Below are 12,969 nucleotides of genomic sequence, written 5' to 3'. Positions count from 1 at the left end.
ATAATGTGAGTTATGATAATATACGGAGAAAGAGGAGAGGTTTTGAATATAGAAAAAGTAGTGATTATTGATTAGTCATGATTTTATTCTTTGTGGAACTTTGTGGCATATTTTTTTATTTTTAAAGTTTCACAAAAGACCCAAAAGAAATGCCAAAAACAGAAATAGCTTATAATTTATAATTCTAAAAAATATGAAAGCAAAGAGATTAATTCGGTTTGATTGGGCGATGAAGACAGTATTAAGAGATAAGGCAAATTTTGATATATTAGAGGGTTTTTTATGTGCCTTATTAGAAGACGATGATATAAAGATATTGTCTCTCTTAGAGAGTGAGACGAATCAAATAGATGAAAATGATAAATTTATTCGGGTAGATTTATTGGTAGAAGATAGCACACACAGAAAGATATATATTGAAATACAGAACACCCGGGAGATAGATTTTTTACAAAGTTTATTATATGCGTCTTCCAAAATAATTGTAGACCATCAAAAATTAGGAAATAATTTTGCAAATATTAGTAAAGTGATATCTATTAGTATTTTATACTTTAATTTGGGAGATGGGAGCGATTATTTATATAGAGGTATAACAGAATTTAAAGGGATTAATAATGGTGAACGATTAGTAATAAAGCAAAAAACAGAAATACCCGAAAGTCTATCTCCTAAATATAGTTTTAGAGAAAAGAATATCTTCCCTGAATATTATTTAATAAACGTAGATAGGTATAAAGACGTTATTCAAAAAAAAATAGATGAGTGGATTTATATTTTTAAAAATAGCGAGGTTGCCGAAGGGTCTACTTCTAAAAATATAGACAAAGTAGAACAAAAATTAGCAGAAATAAACATGACAGAGGTAGAAAGAAAAAGATATGAAAAAAATATAATAAATTGGGTTCGTGATACAGATGCCGTTAGAACTGCGAGAATAGATGGGAGAGAAGAAGGGAGAGAAGAAGGGAGAGAAGAGGGAGAAGCAATTGGAATTCAGAAAGAAAAAAAAGAAGGAACCATAAAAGCTCTCAAGAGAGGAAAACTCACACTTATGGAAATAACAGAGGATTTTGGAGTATCTTTAGAGTTTGTAATGCAAATAAAAAAAGAAAATAACCTTTAAAGGAATACACATTAATTTTAAAAACACGCCATAATTCATATAAATAAATCATGCATTCTAAAAAAACAGCACCAAAAGAAAAAATAAAAAAACCGCCCTTAACACCCATATCTACTACAAAAATCAAAGAAACAAAAAAAAATCCACCACATTTTTTTAAAATGTATTATGGATATATTCTTATAACCATTATAGGTTTTATATTATATGCCCAAACCATTGGTTATAGATACGTAGACTTTGATGATAAAGGGTATATTATCGAAAATGCTCATTATTTTGAGGACTTTTCTAATATATATAAAGGATTTTCTCACTCTGTTTCTTTAGAATATTACCGTCCTTTGCTTTTTTCTTCTTTTATATTTGATTATTCTATTGCAAAAACAGACCCTTTTATCTACCATCTTTCTAATATACTCTTTCATCTTATTTCTTGTCTTTTGTTATTTCGTTTATTGTGTTTATTGGGATATGATAGATGGATTTCCTTTTGGACTACCTTGATTTTTACCGTTCACCCGCTTTTTGTGCAGGCAATAGCATGGATATTTGGAAGAAATGACCCTTATCTTGCCATATTCATCCTTTCAGGTATGATTTCTTATATCCAATATCAAAAGACAAACAAAGTAAGATACTTGTTTCTTCATCTTTTTTGGTATGCTGCTTGTTTATTTACCAAAGAAAGTGGAGTAGGACTTGCTATGGTGTGTTTTGCCTATTCTATTTTGAAAGTCCAAAAAGAAAATCCCATAAATCTAAAAAAAATGGTATTCCTATGGGCATTGATAACCCTTATATGGCTTCCCATTCGGCATAATGTATTAAAAGAAACCGCATCAAAATTTAATGGAACAAAAATAGCAGAAACAGAAATTAGTGTAAATGCCTTTATCTATAATATTCCTTTTACTTTTGAATCTTTAAGCAAGCTCATCCTTCCTCTCAATCAATCTATATATCCCGCCTATTCCTTATTTACTTCTCTGATAGGAGTAGTTATGTATCTTCTTTTTTTAGGCCTTGTCTTATATATAAAACCACGTTCTCATATTATATTATGGATAGGGTGGTGGTTTATTTTTTTATTACCCCCTACCATTATTCGTGCTACTGATATGAATTTTAGTGATTACTTGGAGCATAGGATTTACCTGCCTGCTATAGGTTTTATTGTCTTTCTGAATGAACTTCTTCATAAACAGAAAAGTTTTTTTGCAGCGGAGAGAAAAGAAGAAATGCTTCTCCCTTCTAAATGGGTGTTTCTTCCCATAATATGTATATTGAGCAGTATGACCTACATTCACAGTAAAAACTTTGAGGACGGAATAACTTTTTGGAAAAGCGCAACAGAAACATCCCCCAATAGTCCCGCTGCTTGGAGAGCAAGGGGCAAATGGTTCTTTGATTTAGGAGAATTAGATACAGCAGAAACCCATCTAAAAGAAGCATTTCGTTTAAATCCTGCGGAAAAAGTAACTATGGAAAGTTTAGGAAGGGCTTTTGAACTCAAAAATAAAACAGATGGAGCTTTACGATGCTATAAAAGAATACTTGACCAAAATCCAACCAACGTAGATTATATGGTAAATGTAGGTAGAATGTATGTTCAAAAAAATAACTACGATTCAGCTATTTCTATCTTTGAAAAAGCTATTCAAACAGACCCAAATCATTACCGTGCATACTTTGAAACAGGCATTGTTGCAGAGATACTCAATGATTTTCCAAATGCAATGCTCTATTTTCAAAAAACGACAGAATTAAACCCCCAACTATGGCAAGCACATTTTAACCTTGCAAGAATGATGGAAAGACAATCTCTTTTTGAAGAAGCAAAAAAAGAATATGAAAAGACCAGCACTCTCAATCCACAGATGTACGAAGCAAAATTTCAATTGGGGGTAATACAATTTCAAACTTCTCAATACGAACATTCCAAAAAATCACTTTTATCTGCAATACAAATAGACCCTCAAAAAGCCCATTCTTATATGTATATTGCTCATATACTCTATTTAGAAAAAAAATATGAAGAATCTAAAAGTTTTTGGAAAAAAGGCATCTCCCTTAACTCCCAAATAGTCCGAACATACATAGAAGGTACCTCTCAAAGGCAAGAAATAATAAATTTTTTACAACAAAATCAAATACAATTGTAAAAGAATAGATACAAATTTTTATGTATTTTGAAATAGAATAAAGAACTATTGAAACAATTAATGAGAATTTTTTATAATAGCATAACAAGGTTAATTATTATTAAAAATACAAAAATAACAATGGAAAAAAAGATATACCTCCTTTATAGTTTATGTTTAATAACTTATGTAGGTTATTCACAAAAAATAAATACAGAAAACTTTATTGATTCTGTTGTTTTTTGGAAAGAAGATGTTGAAAAAAATACTATTATAAAAACAGACCCAAAGCAATATCTCTCATTCCAAAAACAGATAAATGTATTTGAGAATAGTATTTTATCTAATCCATTAAAATTAGACGATACAGAAATACCCGTAGTTTTTACACTCATAACAGAAAAAGATATTCAAAACAGTGGGGCAAGGGATATTTTAGAAATATTAGAACAAGTTCCAGGGTTTCAAGGTTCTACTTTAGATGGAAATATACGAACAATAGGAGTCAGAGGGCTTTATGGAGGGGATAATAAAATACTATTCTTGGTAGACGGTCATTCTCTGAATGAAACAAGTTTTGGAATAGCAGTTATGACCGGAAGAATACCTATTTCTCTGATAGAAAAAATAGAAATAGTAAGAGGTTCCTCTCTCCCAAGAATTTCAGGGTATTCTCCTTTAGCAACTATTTCTGTGAAAACAAAAGCAGGAGACCATAAAAATGGATTTAAAGCATCTGTCCAACAAGAATTTTCTCCCGATTTTTTTAAAAAAATCGCAGATATGAGTGTAGGAAATGTATTTTCAAATGGCGTGAATCTTTTTTTATCAACCGGTATCTCCCAAGGAAATATTAGCAATAAAGTGTTTTTATTTAGAAATGATTCTATTTCTTCAAACTATGCAAGAAATTCACAGTACGAAAATGTATTCATATCTGCTCATGCTTCTTATAAAGGTATAGGTATTAAATATCTTTTTGAAGGGTATAGCATAGGAACAGACCCTGCCGCTACTCTTTATAAAAAAAATAATAGATATTTGGGCGGGCATTATATAGGTGCAGAACATACTATTTCAAAAGAAAACCATAAAATACATTCTTTCGTATATTTTAAAGCAGCTACTCCTCTCAATAACGGAAGTAATAAGCAAGACCAGATTTCATATAAAACCCATTTAGGAGTAGATTGGTTATTTACTGCTTTCAAAAAAATAGGAGGTAATATCGGAGTAGATGGGGTTATTCTCACTCAAAACTATATTCAAACTGATACATTCTTTAACAGCACTAAAAAAAACACTCTCACAAACAATAATATAGGAATATATTCTCAATTTTCTTATAAAACAAAAATTACTAATATATTTGTTGGAACACGATTAGATATCAATACTTTTACGGGAGTTTCTTATGCTCCGCAAGTATCTTTCACAAAAAAATATAACAATATACACTATAAACTCCTTTTCAGTAAAACTTACAACCTGCTACCCATTTACATTATAGATAATACAGATCTTTCCATGAACGATAAAAACACAGAAGATTTTGTATCTGGCGAATTAGAAATAGGATATAATTATAAAAATAAATTGTACATAAATGCAAATATTTTTTATATAGATGCCCATAAAATATGGGACATAAACAATACAGAAAAATACTTTAGAACAAAAATCCCAAGTACTACAGGTATAGAATCTTTTATTTCTTACACCCATAGATATTTTTCTGTAGAAGGTTCTTACAGTTTTTATTATAAATTTTCGGAAGATAATGCATCTCTCTTTACTATAAATGAATCTCTCAATCCAAACTATAAAAATAAATACCTTGCCTACGCACCTCATAAGATAACATTGAACACACACATAAAAGCACATAATATTCTGAATTTTTTTATTCAATCAAGGTTTTACAGCGAACGCGCTTATTTTTTATATCCCTTTTCAACCGATATAAAAACATACCCATCTACATTATTACTGAACGGAGGAATTCATTTAGAAAATCTCCCTCTTAAAAATATTACTATTCGAATGGGGGTTAATAATTTTTTAGATACAGAGTTTCGCTATGGGGTACCTAATAGATCTACTCCCTATGATAGCCCTATACCTGGAAGAACTTATTTTTTTGAAATTGTTTATAAAATAAGTTCTGATTAGCCATTAGAGAAAGTTTTCTGAGTTTCATGTTGAAAATACTTTTATATTATGAAAAAAAATAACACTAATAGAAATAAAATAATCACAAAAAAAAGTATTATTTTTGTAAAAACGATAAAAAAAGTATATTGGAATTATTTATAAAGTAACGATAATAAAAAAGTAGTATATACATTTTATTATAAGCGCAGGTGGTGAAATTGGTATACACGCTACTTTGAGGTGGTAGTGGCTCACGCTGTGGGGGTTCGAGTCCCCCTCTGCGCACACCAAACAACATATTACTCAAATCCATTATATAATATACAAAATAAATTCTTCATACATTATACATATACCACAAACGCAGATGGTGAAATTGGTATACACGCTATTTTCAGGTGATAGTGGCTCATGCTGTGAGGGTTCGAGTCCCTCTCTGCGTACTCTCAAACACCTTCACTGTAATTCACACTCATCGAAATCTACTCATAATGCAAAAAAATAATTTTTTCTCACAAAACTCTACCAAAGAATGGGCATTATTTATAACCCTTGCTATTATATGGGGAACAAGTTTCATCCTCATTAAACATGGTTTAAAAGTATATACTCCAATAGAATTGGGAGCTATAAGAATTACTGTTGCGGGCTTCGTTTTACTCCCCTTTGCTCTCCAACATCTCAAAAAATTTAACATTACAAACCTATATCTTCTTTTTCTCGTTGCCTTATTAGCAAACGTAATACCTGCTATCCTTTTTAGCTTAGCACAAACAAAGTTAAACAGCGGAATAGCAGGAATTCTCAATTCCCTCGCCCCTATTTTTGCTATTCTTATTTCTTATCTCTTTTTCCATGGAAAAATAACCATCGCTAATATTATAGGCATAGTTATTAGCTTTTTCGGTACTATAATATTAGTTATATCCCGAAGCACCAACAGTGTAAGTATTAATTTTTATGCTTTTTTTATAGTATTAGCCACACTTTTATATGGCATAAACGTCAATGTTATTAAAACATACCTTTCTCATAAAAAACCATTCCCCATAAGCAGCGTATCACTTCTGCTTGTATTGCCTGTAACCATAAGTATTCTGTTTTGTACTGACTTCTTTTCTAAACTCAAAAATACAGAAGGAGCATGGGAAGCCCTCGGTTTTATATCCCTATTAGGATTTATGAGTACTGCTATAGCAACTATTCTCTTTAATAAACTCATACAAATATCTACCCCCCTTTTTAGCAGTTCTGTTACCTATTTGATACCTGTAGTAGCAGTGATATGGGGATTCGTAGATGGAGAAACTCTGACTTATATACACCTCATAGGAATGGTAATAATTGTAGGTGGTGTTTATATTGCAAATAAAAAAAGATAAATATGAAAGTATCCATTATGAGAAAAGAGCATTTTAATGCTGCTCATCGCCTCCATAACCCAAAATGGAATGAAGAAACGAACAAAAATATATTTGGACTTTGTAATAACCCTCATTACCATGGACATAATTATGAAATTATTGTAAAACTTACCGGAGAAATAGATGCAGAAACAGGATTTGTTTTTGATATGAAACTACTCAGTACCATCATAAAAGAAAATATTATTAATAGATTTGATCACAAAAATCTCAACAAAGACGTAGAAGAATTTAGAGAATTAAATCCCACTACTGAAAATATTGCCGTTGTTATATATCAAATACTCAGGAAGCTTATAAATAATGCATATACTATTAAAATAATACTCTATGAAACAGAAAGAAATTTCGTTGAATACCCCGCCGAATAAAACTAATGAAATAGCAGATATTCTGAACCCCCTCAGAAAAGATGCTTTTGACATCAGCGATGAAAAGAAAATAGAAATAATAAGCGGGCATTTTAGAAAAATAATGGAAACCCTCGGACTAGACCTCGAAAACGACAGTTTGAAAGCCACTCCTACTAGAGTAGCAAAAATGTATGTAAAAGAAATATTCAATGGTTTAGACCCAAAAAATAAACCTAAAATACAACTCTTCAAAAATACTTTTCAATACCAAGAAATGTTAGTAGAAAAAGATATACACTTTTATTCCTCTTGTGAACATCATTTTGTGCCTATTTATGGAAAAGTCCATGTAGCATATTTTCCACAAGAATATATTATAGGACTATCAAAAATCAATAGAATCGTAGAATATTATGCAAAAAGACCGCAGGTGCAAGAGCGTATGACCATTCAAATTGCCTCAGAAATGAAAACATCCTTAAAAATAGAAGATGTAGCAGTAGTGATAGACGCTACACATCTCTGTGTTTCCGCAAGAGGAGTAAAAGACGTTAATAGCCGAACAGGAACAGCCCATTTCTCGGGAAAATTTTTAGAAGAATCCAAAAAGAGGGATTTCTTAAATTATATCAATACCAATTCTTTATAAGCTCTCCCCAAAATGCAAGAAGAAACAAAAGCATTTCAAAAACTACTTTCTCTTATGAAAGAACTCCGAGAAAAATGCCCATGGGATAAAAAACAAACTTTCCAAAGTTTAAGACATTATACCATAGAAGAAACCTACGAACTTACCGATGCAATCCTTCAAGAAAACACCACAGAAATAAAAAAAGAACTCGGAGACCTCTTATTTCATATCATTTTTTATGCACAAATAGCATCAGAGACAAACACCTTTGATATAGCAGGAGTGATTGAGGAAGTATGTGAAAAACTAATAAAAAGGCATCCTCACATATACGGAAATGTAACTGCAAAAGATGAAGAAGAAGTAAAAAAAAATTGGGAGAAAATAAAACTTACCGAACCCAATAATACATCTGTTCTCAAAGGAGTTCCAAAATCCCTCCCATCCTTGATAAAAGCAACCAGAATGTTAGATAAAGTATCATCAGTAGGATTTGAAACAGATAACAAAGATGATATATACAAAAAAATACATACAAAAATAAAAGAATACCAAGAAATCCTTTTGGATAAAAAAGAAATTCCCGATGATACAAAAACATACCTATTCGGAGATCTCTTATTTTCTCTCATAAACTCCGCAAGATTACTAAAAATAAACCCCGAGGAAGCTTTAGAAAAAGCAAATGAAAGTTTTTTGAACCGTTTCCAAGCAATGGAATTACTCATAAAAAACGATAACAAAGAAATACCCAATCTATCCGTAGAAGAACTTCGTTACTATTCTCGTCAACTCTTACAACTGTAAAAAAAATATTTTTTTATATATAATACTCCGCACAAAAACACAAAGTTCTTACATGTATAGTAAACCACAATAAAAAAACTTGAACTTAAATACATACAATGTATGCAAGAAAAAAATACAAATCCTTTTGAAATAATGCCACCCGATTCCAGATGGAAACCATCAAAAGAACAAGAAGAATTATTTGGAGACGCAATAGAAAAACTATATCCGCCACTTGTTGCAAAAGTGAGACAAGCCGTTTATGAATGGAGATTACATAATTATGCAGGTGCTACCGAAACATCTAAACAATTATTAAGTTTTTGGTTTGGTGAAGTTCACAATAAACCGCCGTACCATTTTGAACAATATTTTTTCTTGCAACGCGAAGCTATTGAGAGCATTATATATATGTTTGAAGTGGCAAAAGCACACGACAAATATAATATGATGCGTTTTGACAGTTCCAACAGGATAACAACAGAAATGTTTACGGAAACTTGGACTCGTTATGTCATAAAAGCCGCAACAGGTTCGGGTAAAACTAAAATTATTGCTTTGGTAGTAGCATGGTCCTTTTTCAATACAGTATACGAAAATAATTCGCTACTCTCTAAAAATTTTTTAATTATTACACCCAATATTATTGTGCTGAACCGAATTAAAAAAGATTTTGATGACCTAAAAGCTTTTAAAACCGACCCAGTTATTCCTGAAAATGGACTTTTTGATAAAAATTGGAAAAATGATTTTAACCCTACTTTACATTTTCAAGATGACCTAAAACCAATATCAGACGATGGAAATATCTTTTTAACAAATATCCATAGAGTTTATTTGTCAGAAAAAGATATTACCGAAGAAGAATATTATTTGGGCAAAAAACCAAAATCTGATGCTGATAAATCGACAGGTTTAGACCTTGGAAAAATTTTGCGTTCTAATAAAATAGATGATATAGTGATAATTAACGACGAAGCACATCACATTCACGATGATAAAATGCAATGGTTTAAAAGCATCCAAGATATTAACAATCAATTAAAACTGAAACAAGACAAAACTATTTCTATTCAATTAGATTTTACTGCAACGCCAAAACATCCCAACGGTTCTATCTTTGTACAAACTATTTCAGATTTTCCATTAGTTGAGGCAATTAATCAAAATATAGTAAAATCTCCTGTTTTACCTGACGACGAATCTCGTAAACAACTCAGAGAAAAAGAATCTTCCGTTTTTACAGAAAGATATAAAGAATTTATTCACCTCGGAGTTATTGAATGGCAAAAACAATACGAATTATTCAAATCGCAAAAAACACCTCTTTTGTTTATCATGACAAACGACACAAAAGAGGCAGACGAAACCAAATCATTTTTGGAAAAAGAATATCAAATTTTAAAAGGTTCTGTTTTTGTAATTCACACTAATAACAATGGAGAAGTTACGGAAAATGCAACAAACAAAAAAGATAAACAGAAACTCGAAAAATTAAGAGAAATTGCTGATAATGTAGATAATCCCAATTCTCCATATAAAGTAATTGTTTCCGTAATGATGCTGCGTGAAGGTTGGGACGTAAAAAATGTTACAACTATCGTAGGTTTAAGACCTTACGGATCAGAAGCAAAAATTTTACCCGAACAAACATTAGGTAGAGGTTTACGTAAAATGTTTGATTTCAATACAAAAGAAGAACTCGTAGTTGTTGGAACATCCTCATTTATTGAATTTGTGGAAGAAATAAAAAAAGACGGTGTAAAACTTGACTATAGATCAATGGGAGTCGATAACAATAAAAAAACTACAATTCTTATTGAAATTGACAGAGAAAACAAGAAAAAAGACATGGAAAAATTAAATATTTCCCTGCCTTTACTTGCACCCCGTATTTACAGAGAATATAAAGATGTATCACTTATCAACGAAAACGAAGTAACAATAAACCCTATAAACCTTAAAACATTCAATGAGCAAGAGTTGAAAAATATTGTTTTCAGAGATATTAACAAGGAATTTTCGCACACCACCGAATATACCGATTCAATGCCCAATTACAGAAATGTAATTCAATTTTTCACAAACAGTATTTTACACTCGGTTCGTATGTTTAGCGGTTTTGAAATACTGTATCCGAAAGTCGAAAATTTTATGAAAAATATACTTTTTGGAAAAGAAGTAAATTTGGAAGATGCCCAAGTTATTAAAAACCTCGCAGAACCTGAATCAAAAAAAATTATCCACGATACTTTTAAAACTTTAATTGACACACAAACAATCAAAGACAATAAAACAGCAAAACTAAAAGATACTATTCAAATTACAGATACGAAACCTTTTTTTGTAGAAAATAAAAAGTTTTTACCCGCTACAAAAAGTCCTTTTAATAAAACTGTCGGCGATAACGATTTTGAACTTGATTTTGCCACTTCTCTCGAAAAGTGTAACGACATAATTTCTTTTGCTAAATGTTATCGTTCACTCAATTTTAATATTGAATATCAAGGTGAAGATAGTAATTTACATACATATTGTCCTGATTTTATTATAAAACAAAATGAACAAACAATTTATATTGCAGAAACCAAAGGAAGACAAGACCTCGACGATGTGCGTAAAATTGAACGACTTAAAACATGGTGCGAAGATGTTAATTCGGTGCAAACAGAAATAAAATATATTCCGCTTTTTATAAAACAGGAAGTGTGGGAACAATATAAAAAAGATATTCGTAAATTTGCCGACATTGCAAAATTATTCAAACCATAAAAAGGTTAAATTATGGAAACAGGAGAAATCATTTTATATAAAACAACAGACGGAAATATTAAAATTGATGTTCGGTTAGAAGATGAAACAGTGTGGCTGACACAAGAACAAATGGCTACATTATTCGGCAAAGGCAGAAGCACTGTAACCGAACATATTGCTAATATTTTTGAATAAGGTGAGTTAAACGAAAATGTGGTATTTCGGTTTTTCCGACACACCACTCAACATAGTGCTATTGTTGGAAAAACACAAGAAAAAGATGTGAAATATTACAATCTCGATGTCATTATTTCGGTGGGCTATCGGGTAAAATCGCAACAAGGCACACAATTCAGAATTTGGGCAACAGGGTGACTTAAAGAATACATAATTAAAGGATTTGCATTAAATGACGAGCATTTTAAAACAGGTAATTCTATGAATTATTTTAACGAACTGCAAGAACGCATTCGTGAAATCAGTTTATCCGAAAGATTTTTCTACCAAAAAATTAAAGATATTTATACCACAAGCATTGATTACAATCCGAAAGACGAAAAAACAATTGAATTTTTCAAAATTGTTCAAAATAAATTGCTTTGGGCTATCAACCAACAAACTGCTGCCGAATTAATTTATCGTAGAGTTGATGCTTCCTTGCCTTTGTTAGGTATCCAATCGTTTGACAAAGAACAAAGTTTAATAAAAAAAACAGATGTAAATATAGAAAAAAATTATTTAAACGAAGACGAAATTAAACTTCTCGGACTTTTAGTGGAACAATACCTTGCTTTTGCCGAATCTATGGCACAACAACAAACACCAATGTATATGAAAGATTGGATACAGCGTTTAGACATTATTGTGCAACTCAACGGCAGAGAATTATTAACTCATGCAGGCAAAATAAGCCATCAAACTGCAATTGAAAAATCAAACGAAGAGTATGCGAAATTTAAAGAAAAACAAAAAGCGATTGAACGCGAACAAAGTTTGAAAGAAATTGAACAAGATATTAATTCGCTTAAAAAGAATTTGAAAAAATAAAATTGTTATGCCATATATTAGAATTTGGGTACATATTGTTTGGTCAACCAAAAACAGACAACCATTTTTAAATAAAGAAATTAGGCAAAATGTATTTAAACATATTAGCGAAAATGCTAAAAGTAAAGGTATTATACTTAATATTATAAATGGCTTTGACGACCACGTACATTGTTTGGTGGGTTTAAATGAACAACAAAATATTGCGACCATTGCACAATTGTTAAAAGGTGAAAGTTCGTTTTGGATAAATAAAAATAATCTTTGTAAAGAAAAATTTGGTTGGCAAGATGAATATTTCGCTGTTTCGGTAAGTGAATCGCAATTTAATACTGTGCGAAATTATATTTTTAAACAAGAAGAACATCATGCAAAAAAAACATGGCAACAAGAATATGATGAATTTATTAAAAATTATAATTTTGAAAATCTTGAATAATTGTTATTTAAAGCCCTAAAGGGCTGATTGTATTTGTGTGTTTATTTTTATCCCACGCCTTAAAAGGCGTGGCAATAAAAAACAATAATAAAAAACAATAATAAAAAA

The 12,969-nt window shown here is 30.8% G+C and carries 10 protein-coding genes, 1 tRNA gene and 1 pseudogene; all 12 read left to right on the top strand.

Going from position 1 to position 12,969, the window contains the following annotated elements:
• Nucleotides 1–193: 193 nt before the first annotated feature.
• Entirely contained in the window at nt 194–1,126 is a 933-nt protein-coding gene (locus QM536_01435; GenBank protein MDI9355673.1) for an Rpn family recombination-promoting nuclease/putative transposase, read from the top strand.
• A gap of 50 nt (nt 1,127–1,176) precedes the next feature.
• On the top strand, nt 1,177–3,291 hold the full coding sequence (locus QM536_01430; protein ID MDI9355672.1) for a tetratricopeptide repeat protein: 2,115 nt from the start codon (nt 1,177–1,179) through the stop codon (nt 3,289–3,291).
• A 120-nt stretch (nt 3,292–3,411) separates the two neighbouring features.
• Nucleotides 3,412–5,442, top strand: a complete 2,031-nt coding sequence (locus QM536_01425; protein ID MDI9355671.1) for a TonB-dependent receptor plug domain-containing protein — start codon at nt 3,412–3,414, stop codon at nt 5,440–5,442.
• 185 nt (nt 5,443–5,627) lie between these two features.
• Nucleotides 5,628–5,709: transfer RNA gene (locus QM536_01420), tRNA-Leu, on the top strand.
• 206 nt (nt 5,710–5,915) lie between these two features.
• Complete coding sequence (locus QM536_01415; protein MDI9355670.1) at nt 5,916–6,806, top strand: DMT family transporter; 891 nt, start codon at nt 5,916–5,918, stop codon at nt 6,804–6,806.
• A gap of 2 nt (nt 6,807–6,808) precedes the next feature.
• The gene (locus QM536_01410) at nt 6,809–7,219 is read left to right on the top strand and encodes a 6-carboxytetrahydropterin synthase (protein ID MDI9355669.1); all 411 of its coding nucleotides are present in this window, start codon (nt 6,809–6,811) and stop codon (nt 7,217–7,219) included.
• Nucleotides 7,179–7,850 (top strand): GTP cyclohydrolase I FolE, encoded by a 672-nt coding sequence (folE, locus tag QM536_01405; protein MDI9355668.1) that lies wholly within the window; start codon nt 7,179–7,181, stop codon nt 7,848–7,850. The genes QM536_01410 and folE overlap by 41 nt, the downstream gene beginning before the upstream one ends.
• 12 nt (nt 7,851–7,862) lie before the next feature.
• Nucleotides 7,863–8,639 (top strand): nucleoside triphosphate pyrophosphohydrolase, encoded by a 777-nt coding sequence (gene mazG / locus QM536_01400; protein MDI9355667.1) that lies wholly within the window; start codon nt 7,863–7,865, stop codon nt 8,637–8,639.
• 102 nt (nt 8,640–8,741) lie between these two features.
• A complete protein-coding gene (locus tag QM536_01395) occupies nt 8,742–11,393 on the top strand; it encodes a DEAD/DEAH box helicase family protein (GenBank protein MDI9355666.1) in 2,652 nt (883 codons plus the stop codon).
• 12 nt (nt 11,394–11,405) lie between these two features.
• Complete coding sequence (locus QM536_01390; protein ID MDI9355665.1) at nt 11,406–11,570, top strand: hypothetical protein; 165 nt, start codon at nt 11,406–11,408, stop codon at nt 11,568–11,570.
• A gap of 18 nt (nt 11,571–11,588) precedes the next feature.
• Nucleotides 11,589–12,422 (top strand): annotated as a pseudogene (rhuM, locus tag QM536_01385) (RhuM family protein).
• Nucleotides 12,423–12,429: 7 nt separating this feature from the next.
• Nucleotides 12,430–12,861 carry an IS200/IS605 family transposase gene (gene tnpA, locus QM536_01380; GenBank protein ID MDI9355664.1) on the top strand — a complete coding sequence of 144 codons (432 nt, stop codon included), beginning with the start codon at nt 12,430–12,432 and terminating at the stop codon, nt 12,859–12,861.
• The last annotated feature ends 108 nt before the right edge of the window (nt 12,862–12,969 follow it).

It is taken from the genome of Chitinophagaceae bacterium (genome assembly GCA_030053935.1).
Classification (GTDB): domain Bacteria; phylum Bacteroidota; class Bacteroidia; order Cytophagales; family JASGCU01; genus JASGCU01.
The sequence above is the reverse complement of the archived record's forward strand: the minus strand, read 5'-3'. Positions and strand labels throughout refer to the sequence as shown.